Annotated in this window: 14 protein-coding genes; 12 read left to right on the top strand and 2 right to left on the bottom strand. The window is 49.2% G+C overall.

The window, feature by feature from the left end:
- The 4 genes from atpA to atpC are packed head-to-tail and all read left to right on the top strand — an operon-like array spanning position 1 to position 4281.
- The gene (gene atpA, locus ACZ50P_RS17240; RefSeq protein WP_464119124.1) at positions 1–1524 is read left to right on the top strand and encodes a F0F1 ATP synthase subunit alpha; all 1524 of its coding nucleotides are present in this window, start codon (positions 1–3) and stop codon (positions 1522–1524) included.
- A gap of 12 nt (positions 1525–1536) precedes the next feature.
- A complete protein-coding gene (gene atpG, locus ACZ50P_RS17235; protein ID WP_464119123.1) occupies positions 1537–2421 on the top strand; it encodes an ATP synthase F1 subunit gamma in 885 nt (294 codons plus the stop codon).
- A gap of 11 nt (positions 2422–2432) precedes the next feature.
- Positions 2433–3839: a F0F1 ATP synthase subunit beta gene (gene atpD / locus ACZ50P_RS17230; RefSeq protein WP_464132589.1), complete on the top strand. Its 1407-nt coding sequence runs from the start codon at positions 2433–2435 to the stop codon at positions 3837–3839.
- Positions 3840–3864: 25 nt separating this feature from the next.
- Positions 3865–4281 carry an ATP synthase F1 subunit epsilon gene (gene atpC, locus ACZ50P_RS17225; protein WP_464132587.1) on the top strand — a complete coding sequence of 139 codons (417 nt, stop codon included), beginning with the start codon at positions 3865–3867 and terminating at the stop codon, positions 4279–4281.
- 71 nt (positions 4282–4352) lie between these two features.
- Here atpC and ACZ50P_RS17220 read toward each other — a convergent pair whose 3' ends face one another.
- Positions 4353–5888, bottom strand: coding sequence for a glycoside hydrolase family 3 protein (locus ACZ50P_RS17220; protein WP_464132585.1), 1536 nt, complete (start codon positions 5886–5888; stop codon positions 4353–4355).
- A gap of 180 nt (positions 5889–6068) precedes the next feature.
- Between ACZ50P_RS17220 and ACZ50P_RS17215 the strand changes: the two genes are divergently transcribed.
- Complete coding sequence (locus tag ACZ50P_RS17215) at positions 6069–7007, top strand: hypothetical protein (protein ID WP_464132584.1); 939 nt, start codon at positions 6069–6071, stop codon at positions 7005–7007.
- A gap of 1 nt (position 7008) precedes the next feature.
- Here the strand turns inward: ACZ50P_RS17215 and mfd are convergent, their stop codons facing one another.
- Complete coding sequence (gene mfd / locus ACZ50P_RS17210; protein ID WP_464132583.1) at positions 7009–10533, bottom strand: transcription-repair coupling factor; 3525 nt, start codon at positions 10531–10533, stop codon at positions 7009–7011.
- Between the two features lie 120 nt (positions 10534–10653).
- Here mfd and ACZ50P_RS17205 point away from each other — a divergent pair, with 120 nt between their 5' ends.
- Genes ACZ50P_RS17205 through ACZ50P_RS17175 form a run of 7 tightly spaced genes read left to right on the top strand, consistent with a single transcriptional unit; the run spans position 10654 to position 18004 of the window.
- The gene (locus ACZ50P_RS17205) at positions 10654–11025 is read left to right on the top strand and encodes an NADH-quinone oxidoreductase subunit A (protein ID WP_262555174.1); all 372 of its coding nucleotides are present in this window, start codon (positions 10654–10656) and stop codon (positions 11023–11025) included.
- Between the two features lie 3 nt (positions 11026–11028).
- Entirely contained in the window at positions 11029–12186 is a 1158-nt protein-coding gene (locus ACZ50P_RS17200; protein ID WP_464119113.1) for a complex I subunit 1/NuoH family protein, read from the top strand.
- A gap of 9 nt (positions 12187–12195) precedes the next feature.
- Positions 12196–12732 carry an NADH-quinone oxidoreductase subunit J gene (locus ACZ50P_RS17195; RefSeq protein WP_464119112.1) on the top strand — a complete coding sequence of 179 codons (537 nt, stop codon included), beginning with the start codon at positions 12196–12198 and terminating at the stop codon, positions 12730–12732.
- The gene (gene nuoK / locus ACZ50P_RS17190) at positions 12722–13045 is read left to right on the top strand and encodes an NADH-quinone oxidoreductase subunit NuoK (RefSeq protein WP_464119110.1); all 324 of its coding nucleotides are present in this window, start codon (positions 12722–12724) and stop codon (positions 13043–13045) included. The genes ACZ50P_RS17195 and nuoK overlap by 11 nt, the downstream gene beginning before the upstream one ends.
- A gap of 28 nt (positions 13046–13073) precedes the next feature.
- The gene (nuoL, locus tag ACZ50P_RS17185; protein ID WP_464135233.1) at positions 13074–14987 is read left to right on the top strand and encodes an NADH-quinone oxidoreductase subunit L; all 1914 of its coding nucleotides are present in this window, start codon (positions 13074–13076) and stop codon (positions 14985–14987) included.
- A gap of 3 nt (positions 14988–14990) precedes the next feature.
- A complete protein-coding gene (locus ACZ50P_RS17180; RefSeq protein ID WP_464132581.1) occupies positions 14991–16544 on the top strand; it encodes a complex I subunit 4 family protein in 1554 nt (517 codons plus the stop codon).
- Positions 16544–18004, top strand: a complete 1461-nt coding sequence (locus ACZ50P_RS17175) for an NADH-quinone oxidoreductase subunit N (protein ID WP_464132580.1) — start codon at positions 16544–16546, stop codon at positions 18002–18004. The genes ACZ50P_RS17180 and ACZ50P_RS17175 overlap by 1 nt, the downstream gene beginning before the upstream one ends.
- Positions 18005–18047 lie beyond the last annotated feature (43 nt).

Below are 18047 nucleotides of genomic sequence, written 5' to 3'. Positions count from 1 at the left end.
ATGGAAACACAAATCCGTGCCGACGAAATCAGTCGCGTTCTCAAAGAGCAAATCAATCAATACAACAAAAAGATTGAAGTAAGTGAAACAGGTAGCGTTCTTTCCGTAGGGGACGGGGTTGCTCGTATCTATGGTCTTGAAAATGTAATGACTGGTGAACTTATCGAGTTCCCAGGTGAAGTTTTCGGGATGGCTTTGAACCTTGAAGAAGGTCACGTTGGTGCCGTTCTTTTCGGTGAAGACCGTCTTATCAAAGAAGGCGACGTTGTTAAGAGAACTAAGAAAATCGTTTCCGTTCCAGTTGGTGAAGCGCTTCTCGGCCGTGTTGTTGACGGTTTGGGTAACGCCATCGACGGCCGTGGTCCTATCAACACTCCTCACAGCCGCATCGTTGAAACAAAAGCTCCTGGTATCGTTTACCGTCACCCGGTTGAAGAGCCTCTTCAAACAGGTATCAAGGCGATCGACGCCCTTGTACCAATTGGACGTGGTCAGCGTGAGTTGATCATCGGTGACCGTCAAACTGGTAAAACAACTATCGCAGTTGACACTATCATCAACCAAAAAGGTCTTGGTGTTCAGTGCTTCTACGTAGCTATCGGTCAAAAGCAGTCCACAGTTGCCTTGGTTGTTGAAAAACTTCGTGCAGCGGGCGCTCTTGAGTACACTACTATCATCGCGGCCAACGCGTCTGACCCAGCTCCGCTTCAATACTTGGCGGCTTACACTGGTACAGCTATGGCGGAATACTTCCGTGATACTGGCAGACACGCTTTGATCGTTTACGATGACTTGACGAAACAAGCACAAGCTTATCGTCAATTGTCCCTGCTTCTTCGTCGTCCTCCAGGCCGTGAAGCTTACCCAGGCGACGTATTCTATCTTCACAGCCGTTTGCTAGAGCGTGCATCCAAATTGTCTGCTGATAAAGGTGGCGGTTCTTTGACTGCTTTGCCAATTATCGAGACTCAAGCGGGTGACATCTCTGCTTACATCCCGACAAACGTTATCTCCATCACTGATGGACAGATCTTCCTTGAATCCGACTTGTTCTATAAAGGTATCCGTCCAGCGATCTCTGTAGGTAAATCCGTATCCCGCGTGGGCGGTGCCGCACAGATCAAGGCGATGAAACAGGTTGCCGGTTCCATGAAACTTGAGCTTGCTCAGTTCCGTGCGATGGAAGCTTTCGCAGCGTTCGCCTCTGACCTGGATAAAGCGACTCAGCAACAGTTGGCTCGTGGTCGTCGTTTGGTCGAAGTTTTGAAGCAGCCTCAGTATCAACCGGTGAAGGTTGAAGAGCAGATCGTTATGATCTTCGCAGCTTCCAATGCCTTCGTTGATAGCTACCCAGAAACTGATGTTAAGAGATACGAAGCTGAGATGATCGAGTTCTTGAAAAACAAGCATGGCGACATCTTGAAAACTATCTCTGAGAAGAAAGCTATCGGCGACGACACTAAAAAAGCGTTGTTGGCGGCTCTTGAAGAGTTCAAAGCGATCTTCCAACCTTCTAACAAGTAATTTGGTGCTTAAATGGCAAGCTTGAAGGATATCCGGGCTCGAATTGAGTCCACTAAAAACACCCAGCAGATCACGAAAGCGATGAAGCTCGTGTCTGCTGCGAAGTTGAGAAAGGCGCAGAATAACATCGTTAATATGCGTCCTTATGCTCTGACTTTGCGTAAGGTGATTGCGGATATCGCTGTGACAAACAAAGTGTCGCATCCGTTGATGGAGAAGAAAGAACAAGTAAAGAATGTTTTGCTTGTTGTTATCAGCTCTGATCGCGGCCTGTGCGGCGCTTTCAACAGCAATATCAACAAATTCACTGAGAACTACTACAAAGAGAACAAGGATAAGGTCGAGAAGATCGACTTCCTGTTCATTGGCCGTCGCGCTCATGACTACTTCGTAAGAAGAGACATCAAGCCTGTTGATTACATCACCAAGCTTGATAAGGACATCTCCTATGAGCTGGCTTCCAAGGTTTCAAATCGTATTTTGAACGACTACCTTGAAGGTAATTACGACGAAGTTCGTATCGTTCACAACGAATTCAAATCTGCGATTTCCCAGGTTGTTGTCTGTGAAACAATCCTGCCGATCGATATCGGCATGACGACTTTCAACACGCAGCCAGAGAAAGCGAATGATTTTGCTGTGGATATGATTTTCGAACCGGCTCCAGAGAAGATCATCAAAGAGCTTCTTGAAAAGCACTTCGAACTTCAGGTTTACAGATGTATGTCCGAGTCCGTAGCGGGTGAACATGGTGCTCGTATGAGCGCGATGGAGAACGCGACGAACAACGCGAAAGAGATGATCAACAAACTCACTCTGACGTACAACAAATTGAGACAAGAAAAAATTACTACAGAATTGACTGAAATCGTATCGGGCGCAGAAGCGCTTAAATAGGGAGCTGAATAATGGCATTCGGTAAAGTAAAACAGGTGATGGGTCCCGTAGTGGACGTGGAATTTGAAGGCGGCGAACTTCCTGCCATCAACTCCGCTCTTCGTGTAACTAATAAATTTATCTCTGACGCTGAGTTCAACCTTGTTCTAGAAGTTGCCCAGCACTTGGGTGACGGTGTTGTAAGAACAATCGCGATGGACCAAACTGAAGGTTTGGTTCGTGGTGAAAAAGTAAAGGCTTTGGGCACTCAGATCACAGCTCCAGTGGGCCGTGAATCTTTGGGTCGTATCATCAACGTGGTTGGTGAGCCTATCGACGAACAAGGTCCAGTAAACGCAAAAGAACACTGGGGTATCCACAGAAATGCTCCTAAGTTTGAAGACCAAGCGACTGCAGCTGCGATGTTGATGACTGGTATCAAGGTCGTTGACTTGCTGGCTCCATACGCAAAGGGTGGTAAGATCGGTTTGTTCGGTGGTGCGGGCGTTGGTAAAACGGTTCTGATCCAGGAGCTTATCCGTAACATCGCGACTGAGCACGGTGGTTTCTCCGTATTTGCCGGCGTGGGTGAGCGTACTCGTGAAGGAAATGACTTGTGGCAAGAGATGAAGCAGTCTGGCGTTTTGGCTAAGACTTCTTTGGTGTTCGGTCAGATGAATGAACCTCCTGGAGCACGTGCGCGTGTTGCTTTGACTGGTTTGACAGTTGCGGAATACTTCCGTGACGTTGAAAACCAAGACGTTCTTTTCTTCGTGGATAACATCTTCCGCTTCACTCAGGCGGGTGCTGAAGTTTCCGCGTTGTTGGGTCGTATCCCTTCTGCCGTTGGTTACCAACCAACTTTGGCGACTGAGATGGGTGCTCTTCAAGAGCGTATTACTTCCACTAAAAAAGGTTCCATCACTTCCGTTCAAGCGGTTTACGTACCAGCGGATGACTACACGGATCCAGCTCCAGCAACCACGTTCACTCACTTGGATGCTACGACAAACTTGGATCGTGATATCGCGGCTATGGCGATCTTCCCTGCGGTTCACCCATTGACGTCCACTTCACGTCTTTTGGATCCAACTGTTATCGGTGAAGAACACTACAAGTGCGCTCGTGACGTTCAGGCGTTGTTGCAGCGTTACCGTGAACTTCAAGACATCATCGCCATCTTGGGTATGGACGAGTTGTCTGAAGCGGATAAACTGGTTGTTTCCCGCTCTCGTAAGATCCAGCGTTTCTTGTCTCAGCCGTTCTTCGTTGCTGAGCAGTTCACTGGCTTGCAAGGTAAATACGTTGATATCAAAGACACTGTTAAGGGCTTCCGTGAAATCCTTGATGGTAAACATGATGCTCTTCCAGAGCAGGCGTTCTACCTTGTTGGTACTATTGAAGACGCTATCGAGAAAGCTAAGAAGCTGCAGGCCTAGTGCCTGCCCTTCCTAAGGGGTGAATATGAAACTAACAATCGTGACTCCGGAAAAGCGCATCCTTGTTGGCCAAGAGGTTGACGAGGTGACTGTTCCAGCATTCAAGGGGGAACTAAACATTCTTCCTGGTCACGCTCCTTTGATCACGACTCTGGAAACAGGCGTGATGAAATGGAAACTCAAAGGAAAAGAAAAGCAGGACATGGCTGTTATCAGCTGGGGTTACTGCCAGGTTTCTCCTGAGGGCGTGAATATTCTTGCGAACATTGCTGATCTTCCAGAAGAGATCGATCTTCAGGCAACGAAAGAGTTCCTGGCTCTATCCGAGAAGAAGATCATGAACGAATTGATCACAGACGAAGACTGGGCAGAGTTCCAGCGCGACTGGGCTCATGCCAGAGCAAAAATCGAAGCGGCAGAACAACTGCCAGCCAAGAAGTAAGAATCAAAAACGGAGGCCCAAAGCCTCCGTTTCTTTTTTAGGTGTAGCCACCATTTCTATACAGAAGAAAACTAATCGTTCAGGGCAAAGGTGCCCTGAGAACTTTGCAGGATCTCCTCGCGATACTTGGCGATCTTCCTTCCTGCGTCCTTGTGATTAAAATAAAGCTGAATGACCTGGCGATATCCACGACTGCGCGGGAACAGGCGGGGGGCTCCCAGATTCACGATAATCAGTTTGCTCTTGTGCTCAGGACTCAGACCACGAATCTGGCGGGCGGTGCGGGGACCGGTCACACCAACAAACAAAGCCGTGCAGCGATGCTTCTTCATCCATGAAGCGATATCGCCAGATCCGGTTCGACTCTGCAAGTGCACAGAGGGCATCTTCGTTCCTTCGGTGAACGTGTTTAAGAAGTCCTTGGAAGGTGAAGCCGCACAGACCTTTTCAGTGCTGGCGGGTTTCCGCGGGGCTTTTATCTGGGGAAGGTTGCGCGGAATCAGGCTGGTTTTTAGATTCTGAGAAAGAACCTCGTCCTCAAGGCTGGCATAATCACGCGATGTCAGGCTGTTGCCACTTAAAAGAGAAGGCACCTTTGGGTCCTTGCGATAGACGTTGGCAAAGGCCTTTACACGAAGAATCCGTCGCAGTTTGTTGTCCACGTCCTGGGCGGAAAGATCACCGTCTTGCAGGGCTTTGAGGACGTAATCAAATGCCTTTCCTTGATCGGCAAAAGACCATGTCAGCATCACAATGTCAGAGCCTGACTTTAATGCTTTCAACGCCGCGGCCTCGGGGCGCAGAACCTGCTTTGATCCCTGCATCTGCAAGTCATCGGTCATGACAAGACCCATAAACTTTAAATCATGGCGCAGAAGATCTGAAGCAATCCTGCTGGAAAAGCTGGCGGGTTCGCGGCTGGAATCCAACTCCGGATAAATCAGATGTGACATCATCACGGCGATGTTCTGTCCAAGTTTGCTGTACCCGATAAATGGAACCAGATCGCGCTTTCTGAAAGTTTCCAATGGCGTCTTGTTTTCAACGACAGTCACGTGAGGATCCTGATTCAGACTGCCGGTGCCGGGGAAGTGTTTTGCCGTGGGAATCACGCGCGCCTTCAGAAGACCCTTGGAGTAGGCAACGCCAATATCTCGAACCATCTCAGGGTCGGAGCCAAATGAGCGCACACCAATGAAGCTGGTCGAATAGGGATCTACTACGTCCAGAACCGGGGCTAGATTCATGTTAAAGCCCACTTCACGCAGGAACAAACCGGTCTGATGCCCCATTTCCTCTGCCAGCAAAGGTGATTGCGTCTGTCCAAGTGCGAGCGCGTTCGGAGGTGCAGGAGTGATGGGAAGTCGGGAGACAGCACCACCTTCCTGGTCGATGGCGATAAACGGAGGCAATTGGGAATATCTGTAGCTGGCCTTGTACAGACTTAAATTCAACTCACGGATCTGTGAGGCCGAAGTGATATTGCGTTTAAACAGTAAGAAGGAGCCGGGCTTGTATTTTCCGATAAACGCTTCAAGCTCGGGTGTGATTTCGGTGTAGGGAAAGCCCACGATAAAAAGCTGCCCCACTTTTTCTTCGGGGGTCATCTGGGCTATTTTCTTATCGATAATTTTTGCGATCCGATCTGGACCAGCTAGCACAAGGTGGGGAAAAACAAGAATCAGCAGACTAATGCTCAAATTCCTAAAGATTTCCCTGATATACTTGCTCATATATTCAGACTATCACTGTGCCTGAACGAAGGTAGGCAAGATTTGAGAGACAGCATGAAATTGCACCAAAGTCTTAAATCAAAGGTATGTATTCTGCTAACAGTCTTTGTTGGCTTTTCGGCCATGGCTCAGGATCTTGAGGAAGAATTCCAGGCCGTGGAATCTCAAGATGTTATTGGCGAAGAAGCGCCCGTCGCGGACGATGCGCTGGATTTCGCTGCGGAAGAAGCAGCGGCGGTTGAAAGTGAAGAAGCCACTGTCGAAGCTGATCCCGTTGAAGAGGAAGCTCCGGCTGTCGTCGAGGCTCCTCAAGAAGAAACCATCCCTGTCGAGAATATGGTCGAGGTGCCGCCTCAGGATCTTCCGTTGGTGGAGTTGCAAATTCGACAGGACAACCTGGCGCCTTACAAAGAGCGTCGGGAAACTCATGGGGTCTATTTTGGCATGGACTATGAGGCTATTAACTTTAAAAATTTGATCTCGACCCTGGATGGCATGTCTTACAAGGATGTCTTCGGTGAGGACACAGTCAATTTGGTTCAAGCCGGAGTCGACTATAAATTCAATTTCGCTTTGGGCTCTCTGTCTGCTGGTATTTTCTATGGGATGGGCCGGGTTGATGCGGAAAACTCCCGCAGTCTTGAGATCAGTAAATACGGGGCGGCCTTCCGATTCACAGCAGACATGATTATGAATGAGCCCTATGTGGTACCCTACGTCGGGGTCAATGTCTGGCAGATGGGGATATCCGAAAAAAGTGCGACAGATTCTTTCTCTGCGACAACTCAGCTGGGCTACAACTATTCGCTGGGGCTGTTGATCCAGCTTGATTGGATTGATTACGAGACGGCGAAAGAGACGACCTTTAACTGGGGCTTGGAGAATACCTTCCTGGATGTGTACGCCACACAGTATGCGAAAACAGAAGCGCCGGATGATCCCAATACTGAAACGGACTTAACTTATGGCGCGGGTCTGCGCTTTGAGTTCTGAATCAAATTAAGCGCAAGAGCGCATCGAGCTCATCATGAACAGCAGACCACGTGATCGTGGAAAGCTTGATGTTCAGGCGGTTGTCCGGAGTCAGTGAATACTTTTTGCTTTCTCGCACGGCCAGCTGAATGACCTTCTCCGGACTGAGTTTTGTTTTCTCAGTAAAGATCAAGGACACGGATTTTAAGCCGGCGCTAATGTCACGAACACCCAGCTCTTTACACTGACGACGAATCAGCATCAGACCCATCAAGTTCACAGTTTGATCAGGAATCGGTCCAAACTGATCGCGCAATTCTTCTTCAATACGATCCAGATCTTCGTTGGAAGAAATATCCGCCAAAGCCTTATAGTACCCCAGACGAATACGAATGTCCTTGATGTAAGAATCCGGAATCAGTGCTGGAATCTTCAGGTTGATCTCTGGATCCAGATCCATGTCCTCAACGGTTTCGCCTTTGGCTTCCGCCAGGGCCTCGTTCAAAAGATCCATGTAAAGTTCATAACCCACAGAGTTGACGTGGCCGGATTGTTCTTCGCCCAGAATGTTTCCAGAACCACGCAGTTCCAAATCGTATTGTGCGATCTTGATACCGCTTCCCAGGGCGGTGTTTTCCTGAATGATCTTCAGGCGCTCTTGCTGTTCTTTGTCCAGCTTGCGATCCCGTGGCATCATCAAATAACAATAGGCGCGGGTCTTGCTGCGACCAACACGTCCGCGCAACTGATAAAGCTGCGAAAGACCAAACAAGTGGGCCGTGTCGATGAACATCGTGTTAGCGCGAGGCACGTCCATTCCCGATTCCACAATCGCCGTACAGACCAGAACATCGATCTCATGATGGAAGAAAGCCAGCATGGCTTTTTCCAGCTCGTGTTCCTCCATCTGTCCGTGAGCCACGCGAATGCGGGCTTCCGGCACGATCTGGCGAAGTTCGTCCACCAGGCCATAGATGGACTCGATGCGATTGTGAATAAAGTAAACCTGGCCGCCACGGGAGATTTCTGCAGTGATGGCTTTGCGAATGGTTTCAGGATCAAACTTTGTCACGAAGGTTCGTGTTGGCAGACGATCCACGGGGGCCGTATTGATCAAGCTGAGATCCCGAATGCCCACAAGAGCCATGTTCAATGTTCTTGGGATCGGTGTGGCTGACAAAGTCAGAGTGTCGACGCTGGTTTTAATCTTCTTGATCTTTTCCTTGTGAGTGACACCGAACTTTTGTTCTTCGTCAATAATTAAAAGTCCCAGATCTTTGTATCCGACGCCAGAACCTAACAACTTGTGTGTGCCCACGATCAGGTCGACCTTGCCATCCTTCAGATCCTGCAGGGTCTTTTTAGCTTCAGCGGGTGGAACGAATCGATTCAGCACACGAATGTCGACAGGCCAACCCTCGAAGCGCTTTTTGAACGTTTCAAAGTGCTGGAATGTCAAAACCGTTGTGGGCGCCAGCACCGCCACCTGTTTGCGAGCTTGAATGGCAAAGAAGGCCGCACGCATGGCGACCTCGGTTTTACCAAAGCCCACATCGCCGCAGACCAGGCGGTCCATCGGTTTGGTGGACTTTAAATCGCGACGAATGTCGTTAATCGCACGAAGCTGGTCATCGGTTTCTTCGTATGGGAAGCCGTTATCAAACATCGCCACTTCGTTTTCATTGATCACAAAAGGGGGCCTGTGCATTTCTGCACGTTTTGCATAGAGCTGTAAAAGTTCCGAGGCAATGTCGCGAACGTGGGCTTTTACTTTGGCTTTGGTTTTTTCCCAGGCCGTGCCGCCCAGTTTATCCAGAACACTGGTGGCTCCAGCACCGGAGAACTTCTGCAACTGCCCCACACGATAAACAGGCAGATACAGCTTGTCTTTATCTTTGTAGCCGACCTGAATATACTCAGATTCGACGCCGCCGATATTCATAATCTTGAGACCTTCATATTGGCCAATGCCGTGTTTGACATGCACCACTAGGTCGCCCGGCTTCAGATCACCAAAAGACAGTCGCTTGGCTTGTTTCTGGAAGTCCTCTGCGCCTGAGCTTTCGCGGGAAGAGCGTTGTTTTTTGCCGTAGAAGTCTTCATCACGCAGGAAAATGATGCGTTCTTCTTCAAGACGCAGGCTTTCTGCCAGATAGCGAGGCACAATATGAATCCAGGACGGATTGTGATCCTGTTCCTGAAGCCAGGAGTCCCAGCGGTATTCATCATTGTTGGTGCGAACAGCCTTAAGCTCCAGTTTTTCAAAGATCAAAGAAAGGCGATCGATGTGCGACTGGTTTTTTGTGCTGACAAAGATGCGGTAGCCGTCATCCCGCCAACGGTGAAGTTTGTTGGTGGCTGCTTGCAGCCACTGTTCAGAGCCGACGGCATTAGCAAGTCCCAGATTGGTAAAGTCCTGGGTCAGGGCCGTGCGATACTCCACGCGAGTGTCGTCAGAATTTTCCTCTTCAAAATACTCCAAGGACGAGAAATAAATCTGCCGCGAGTTTAGCGGGTAATTCAGATTTTCAAAAACCGTGTACAGATCCTCCAGGGCCGGGCGGATCACATGTCCTTCGCTGGTGCCATAGTCTGCTTTGATTTCCGCCCAGCTTTCATCGGCACATCGGGAAATCTCTACGGGATCCAGGAACCACAGGTTTAAGGCCCCTGGGAAATGGTCCACGGGTGTTGCCAGCTCTCCGTAAAAGTACGGAAGCAAGAATTCAATTCCCGGAAAGGCATTCTTTAAAACCAAAGAGCGCAGAGTTTCTTCAGCCTCTGCCTTATCCACCTTGCGGCCGTCGATAGAGGTGCGCACTCGTTGCAGCAGTCGTTCATGGGTTTCATCGCGGAAAAGCACCTCGCGGGCCGGAGTCAGAACAAAGGCAGAGATTTCATCAGCACTACGCTGATCGGAAATCGCGAAGTGACGAAGGCTTTCCACCTGATCGCCGAACAGATCCATGCGGATGGGCTGAGGCTCGGTGGGTGGATAGATATCCACGATGCCTCCGCGAACGGCGAATTGACCTTTGTCTTCAACCATCGGGGCTGCGACATACCCCAATGAACCAAAATATTCGTTAAGATTTTCGGGAAGCTCATCGCCAGCCCGAATTGTGCGGGAAAGATCCTTCAGGATTTTCACCGGCAGTGTCTTCTGCATCAGTGCGTCAGAAGAGGATATGAATATTTCTCCGGCTTTGGCGGTTTGAGCTTTCGCCAAAAAGCGAATGCGATCAGAGACCACCTGTGTGTTTGGATAAAGACCCGAATACGGAGAAACGTCGAAAGCAGGCAGAATATGACTTTGACGACTTGGGTCAAAGAACTCCAGAAGCTGCTGCAAAGTCACAGCATCGCGATGACTGCCGACCACAACAAGATGCGGCAAGCCGTTGATTTTTTTAGAGTATGTTTGTGACAAGAAGTACGCAAGCGCAAGCGGTGACGCTGCCCCGGTCACTTGAATCTTACCGCGAGTTGTTTCGAAGGCCCTTTCCAGGATGGATTCAAGCCTTGTGTGAGTGATTTCCGCTTTCATTTGGTGGGCTCATCTTGCCACGCTTATCGCCTTGTTTCCATTCATATTTCTTGGTTTTCACTGACGACACATATATAACTAATTGAAATCCAAATAATAACGACAACTTTGGAGGGACTAGTGCCACTCGGTGGAGTCATATTCATCGTCATATTCATTGCTCTGTTTGGAGCATTTTTAGTTTGGCTTGCAGCCAACATTACCGGAACGAAACCGGTTTATAACCCCGTGAAGTACGAGCCCTACGAGTGCGGTATTCCTGGGATCGAAAAGAAAGAAACAAAGATCTCTGTTAAGTATTATTTAACAGCGATTCTTTTCATTCTTTTCGATATCGAGATTATCTTCATGTACCCTTGGGCGATTTCCTTCCGTGAATTCATCTCGACAGGTGGGGGCGCCTTCGTCTTCATCTCGATGATGGTGTTCATCGCGATCTTCATCTTCGGGCTCTTCTGGGAAGTTAAATCAAAAGCTTTGGAGTGGGACTAATCAATGGGAATGGGTAAAGATATTTTCGAAATCACCGTGAATGGCCTGAAGTTGGTCGTCATCTTCCTGATGATGGTTCAGTTGGTGCCGATTCTGGTTTGGCTTGAGCGCCGTGGTTCTGCTTTCATTCAAGACCGTCTGGGTCCGAACCGCGTGGGACCATTGGGTTTGATGCAGCTTCTGGCTGATGCCGTGAAGTTCCTGACCAAAGAAAACTTCGTTCCTCAGAATGCAAAAACCTTCCTGTACTATGCAGCGCCGGTGTTTGCTTTGATTCCGGGTGCGGTGGCTTTCTCGGCAATTCCAATGTCCTCTCCAATTCAGGTTGGGACCTTTGAAATGTTTGGCTCTACTTGGGGTCCTTACACTTTCTTGGTTCAGGGCTACGAAATTGGCGTGGGTATCGTCTTCATCCTGGGTGTCAGCTCCTTGGCTGCTTACACATTGTTGATGGCTGGTTGGGGTTCTGGAAATAAGTACACCCTCATGGGTGCTCTTCGTGCTTCCGCTCAAACGATCTCTTACGAGCTGGCATTGGGCCTTTCCATCGTCGGCGTGATCATGCTTTACGGCACGTTCAATCTGACGGAGATGACATTGGCTCAGCAAGGTCCTTTGACCTTCACGTTCCTGGGTCACACGATCGCGGCGAACTGGCTTCCGAACTGGGGTATCTTCTATCAACCGCTAGGGGCGATTTTGTTCTTCTCAGCGGCGTTCGCAGAATCCAACCGTCTGCCATTCGACTTGGCCGAAGGTGAATCCGAGTTGGTCGGTGGTTTCCATACAGAGTACGGCGGTTTCAAGTTCAACATGTTCTTCATCGGTGAATACGGCCACATGATGATCGCTTCCGGTCTGATGGTTTTGTTCTTCTTTGGTGGTTACACAATCCCATTTGTTTCTGTTGCAGAACTGAATGAGTGGGCCGCAGGTGTTACATCAACAGCAGGCAAGGCAAGTGCTTTGGTGGCGCTGATTCACTTCCTGGTGTTCAACGTGAAATTTGCATTCTTCATGTGGGTCTTCATCTGGGTTCGCTGGACTTTGCCTCGTTTCCGTTACGATCAGTTGATGGATCTGGGCTGGAAGACGATGCTTCCTTGGGCTTTGGCAAACACCATTCTCACAGCCTTTGTGATCTTCATCGCATCTTTGTAAGGAGTTAAAATGACAGCAGATGCATTTCTTTTCTGGTTCTTAGCGTTTGTCACTCTGGCCTCTGGCCTTAGTGTCATTTTGATGTCCAATCCGATCTATTCCGCTTTGTGCCTGGCGATGACAATGGTGGGTATCTCTGCCTTGTTTGTGACCTTGAATGCCTTCTTTATTGCGGGTGTTCAGCTGATCGTTTACGCCGGTGCGGTCATGGTTCTGTTCACGATGGTGATCATGCTCTTTGACTTGAAAAAAGACGTACAGGCCTTCACCAAAGGCAAATTCACAGGGGCGGTTAAGATCGCATCCGTGGGCTTGTTGGCGGGTCTGGTTGTGGGTGCTATTGCCATGTCCGTCAGCTTGATGGGTGAAAAGACCACCGACAATCCAGTGATGGTCGGCACAGGCATGGAAACAACCAAGGCATTGGGTAACATCCTGTTCACCAAATACATCTTCGGTTTCGAGGCTTTGGGTGTGCTTCTTTTGGTAATCGCAGTTGGTGCAGTGGCATTGGCACGCAGTAAAGGTGGAACACATGAACACTGAGTTCATTACTAATATCGGCCTGACACACTATTTGGTTCTGGCAGCTATGTTGTTCGTTATCGGTATGGCAGGGGTTCTTCTGCGCCGTAACGTGATCGTACTTTTGATGTCTATTGAATTGATGCTGAACTCTGTGAATCTGACGTTCATTGCCTTCAGTAAGTACCTGGGCATTCTGGATGGTCATATCATGGTCTTCTTCGTTATGACGATTGCTGCTGCCGAGGCGGCGGTAGGTCTAGCGCTGGCAGTATCCATCTTTAAACGATTCAACGAAGTGAACATTCGCTTCTTTGAGCACTTGAAAGGATAGGGGATAAGCTGTGAATCATTCTCTATTAATGGCAATCCTGATTCTGGCTCCTTTCGTTGGTTTCCTGATCAACGGTGCCAGATATAAAAAACACTCCGGAAATGTAGCTGGTTCCATCGCGACAGTAGCGGTGGCGATCTCCTTTATTTCTGCGATTCTTTTGGTGGTAGACCTGGTCTCCATGCCGGCTGAAGCCCGCCGTATTGCGGTGAGCTTCTTTGAGTGGATGGCGATTGATAAATTCAAGGTCAACGCAGGCTTTGTGGTCGATCAAATCAGCGCCATCATGATCCTTGTGATCACGGGTGTTGGTACTCTGATCCACTTGTTCTCTATCGGTTACATGCACCACGATAAGGGTGTGGCGAAGTACTTCGCCTACCTGAATCTTTTCATCTTCAACATGTTGTTGCTTGTCCTGGGCGACAGCTTGCTGGTGATGTTCGTTGGTTGGGAAGGTGTCGGTCTTTGCTCTTATCTGTTGATCGGTTTCTGGTTCACGGACAAGGAAAAGGCAGCTGCCGGTATGAAGGCCTTCATCACCAATCGTATCGGGGATGCGGCGTTCTTGCTGGGTATGTTCGTTCTGTTCATTACTTTCGGAACATTGAACTTCTCTGAACTGAATGCCCTGGCTCCGACAGTGGTTGAGTCCTCTTGGTTGGGGGCCGTGACTTTGGGGACTTTGTTCCTGTTCATCGGTGCTACCGGTAAATCCGCACAGATTCCATTGTACGTTTGGCTTCCAGACGCGATGGCCGGCCCAACACCGGTTTCTGCGTTGATCCACGCGGCGACGATGGTGACTGCCGGCGTATACATGATTGTTCGTCTGAATCCGCTCTTCATCATGGCTCCGAACACGATGATGGTTATTGCGATCATCGGTGCGGCGACGGCTGTGTTTGCGGCGACAATCGGTATCACACAAAATGATATCAAGAAGGTTTTGGCTTATTCCACCGTGTCCCAGCTGGGTTATATGTTCCTGGCAGTGGGTGTGGGGGCCTTCGGAGCAGCGATGTTCCACTTGATGACTCACGCCTTCTTTAAAGCTTTGATGTTCCTGGGTTCTGGTTCTGTGATTCACGGAATGCATGAAGAACAAGACATCAGAAAAATGGGCGGCCTGAAAAAGTACATGCCAATCACGCACATCACATTTGTGATGGGTTGGCTGGCAATCATCGGAACTCCACTGTTCTCTGGTTTCTTCTCTAAAGATGAGATCCTGGCTTATGCATTCCATTCTCCAATGGGGTCTCCGATCCTTTGGGCGGCGGGTGTTGTGGGTGCTACTTTGACGGCATTCTATATGACTCGTTTGATGGCTTTGACCTTCTGGGGTAAGAGCCGTGTTTCCCCTGACGTTCACCCGCATGAGTCTTCCGCGATCATGACAATTCCTTTGATCATCCTGGCGATCCTTTCTGTATTTGCCGGTTGGATCGGGGTTCCGCATGTTATCGGTGAGCACTTGGGTCACATGCCAAACTTCTGGGAGCACTGGTTGCACCCAATGATTTCTCCGATCCCTGGTTGGACTGCATTTGATGCAACGACTGAATGGATCTTGATGGGCTGCTCAGTGGGCCTTGCGACAGTTTCTGCCATCGTGGCTTATCAGTTCTACGTGAAGTCTCCAGAGACTCCGAAGAAGATCGCTGAAAGCATCAAGCCTGTGTACAACCTTGTGAATAACAAATACTTTGTGGACGAGGCGTACTTCGGCGGAATCATTAATCCTTTGGTAAACCTCAGTAAGAACACTTGGTATTATATCGATGTAAACTTCATCGATAAAATGACCTTCTGGGCAGGCGATCTTGTGCGTGGCATGGGGTCCTTTGCGCGCTCTGTTCAAACTGGAAATATGCAGCAGTACGCGATGTACATTGGCATTGGCGTGGTTGTAGCCCTTTCATTTGTGATCATGAGGTAATGTATGATCCTAAGTAGCATTGTTTTCCTACCTCTTTTATTCGCACTTCTGATCGCGATCTGGCCAAAGGCGAATACCGTTCGCCACTTGGCTTTGGGCTTTTCTTTGATTGAGTTCCTGGTCAGCCTTTCCATCTTCAAGCACTTCGACGCTTCGGCGACAGGCCTGCAGTTGGTGGAAAAATTCATGTGGATTGAACGCTTCGGTATTCAGTACTTCATGGGGATTGACGGGATTTCTTTGTGGCTGGTTCTTCTGACTACGTTCCTGACTCCGATCATCATTCTGGCTAGCTGGACTTCCATCACAGAACGCGTAAAAGGCTTCCATGTTTGTTTGTTCATCCTGCAAACAGCCATGCTGGGCACATTCCTGGCGATGGATGCGGTCTTCTTCTATGTGTTCTGGGAGCTTTCTCTGGTTCCGATGTACTTCATGATCGGTATCTGGGGGGGCGCTCGTCGTATCTATGCAACAGTAAAGTTCTTCATCTATACGATGGCGGGCTCTGTTCTGATGCTGGTGGCAATCATCTATATGATGTACCTGACTCAGGAAGCGACCGGCCAGATGAGCGCAAGCCTTCTGGACTTCTACAAGCTTCAAATCCCGTTTGTAGGCGGGACTTTCTTCAGCCTGCAGACGCTTTTGTTCTTCGCCTTTGCACTGGCCTTTGCGATCAAGGTTCCGGCGTTCCCGGTTCACACTTGGTTGCCTGATGCCCACGTTGAAGCTCCGACCCCAGGGTCTGTGATCCTGGCGGGTGTGATGCTGAAAATGGGTACTTATGGGTTCATGCGCTGGGTGATTCCTTTGTTCCCCGAGGCTTCTGAATACTGGGCTTGGTTGTTCATGTTGATCGGTACTGTGGGCATCATTTACGGTGCTTTGGTGGCGATGGTTCAGCCGGATGTGAAAAAGCTGGTCGCGTACTCTTCTGTATCCCACATGGGTTACATCTTATTGGGTCTGTTCGCGTTTAACGCCTACGGCATGGGTGGCGGTCTTTATCAGATGCTGAATCACGGTATATCCACCGGGGCGCTGTTCATCCTGATTGGTATGATCTACGAAAGAACGCATTCTCGTGAAATCTCCAAGTACGGTGGTTTGGCCGGCGTATTGCCGATCTTCACGATCTTCTTCTTTATCATCACGCTTTCTTCCATCGCAGTTCCAATGACGAATGGCTTCGTGGGTGAATTCTTCATCCTTCTTGGAACTTATCAGGCGCATCCGGTGTTTGCTTACTTCGCGGTATCCGGTGTGGTTCTTGGGGCGGTTTACATGTTGTGGATGTTTAAACGCGTCTTCTTCGGTGAACAAGGGGAGCTTGTTAAGGATGAACACCATCCTCTGCACGACCTGAATGCCCGTGAAATCGCAGTTTTGGTTCCAATGGTGATCATGGTGTTCTGGATGGGTCTGTTCCCGAATCATTTCCTGAACTATTCCAAAGCCAGCATCGACTACCTTGTGAACAATAGAAGTAACTATAATCTGACGATTGTTCAGCCCGGCGCCGTTGAAGTGAGTCACGCGCAAGGAGAAAACTAATGAATATCAATATCGGTCTTAGCGACATTCTTCTGATCTCTCCGATGATCGCTTTGTTCTTGGCAAGTTTGTTGCCAATCACGACGAAGGTTCTTCGTGGAAACCGCGAACAACATTCATTGATCACGCTTTCTCAGGCGTTGATCGGGATTGTGGTGGCCGTGGTCCTTCTGGTCGTTTTTGGCGGCGCTGATAAAACGGCCTTCAACAACGGTCTGATCTTTGATGGTGTGACTCAGTGGATGGGTATTATCTCTTTGGCAGGCGCGGGTGCTGCCATGGTGATGATGTATGAAAATCCGGCGACAAAAGGAAAGCAGTTCTCTGAACTGATCTTCCTGGCGATGAGTTCCGCTATTGGGATGCTGATCCTGGTTTCTGCCGTGGATCTTTTGATGGTCTTCATCGGTCTGGAAATGATGTCTTTGGCATTGTACCTGATGATCGCGATGAGCCACGAAGAAAAGCTTTCCAAGGAAGCGGCACTGAAATACTTCATCCTGGGTTCATTTGCTTCAGCTTTGTTCCTGTACGGTGTGGCCTTCATCTTCGGCTCCACGGGTGGTACAAACATCCTGAGCTTCATGGAAAATGCAGCTGAGCTTGTTCAAACAAGCCGTCTGTTCCTGTTTGGTGTGACTTTCGTGATCCTGGGCTTCTGCTTCAAGGTTTCGATCGCTCCATTCCACGCTTGGACTCCGGACGTCTACCAAGGTGCTCCGACTCCGCACACGGCTTTCATGGCGACTGCGGTGAAGACGGTGTCCTTCGCGGCTTTCTTGAGGATCATTGCGACGAAGTCTTTGACGGGTTCAGATCAGTTGTTTGACATCCTTCAATGGCTGGCAGTTATCACGATGATCGTGGGGAATACGGCGGCGATTCTTCAGAACAACTTCAAACGTATGATTGCTTACTCCTCTGTGGCACACTCTGGTTATCTTTTGGTAGGTGTTATCACGGCGGGCGTCAGTGACAGTGGTGCGTTTGGGGCCTCTGGCGTGATCTTCTATCTGCTAGCTTACGGTCTGATGACGTTGGGAGCTTTCGCTATTGCGAGCATGATTGAAAAGTCTGAAAACCACATCGTAAACGTGGATGACCTTGCTGGTTTTGCGAAACAAAGACCGATGTTGGCTCTGTGCCTGACGGTGTTCCTGCTGTCTTTGGCAGGTATTCCACCAACACTGGGCTTCTTTGGTAAATTCTATCTGTTCAACGCAGCTATTGGTGAAGGTTTGTTGTGGTTGGCGGTATGGGGTGTATTGAACTCTGTCATCGGTGTTTACTACTACCTGCGCCCGATTGTTGTGATGTACATGAAAGAGGGTGAAGCCGAGATCGCGGGTCATTCTTTGAATGCCACAACCGTGACTGCAGTGGTTATGGCTGTTGCCATTATCTTGATGGGCTTTGTATCTGGTCCCATCTTCTCTGCCGTAGAAAAAAGCCTTTTGTAGGACTTTTGACCTGAAAGAAACTTCATTCTAAGCCCCGGTGATG

The organism is Bdellovibrio sp. CKG001, from assembly GCF_055397465.1.
The sequence above is the reverse complement of the archived record's forward strand: the minus strand, read 5'-3'. Positions and strand labels throughout refer to the sequence as shown.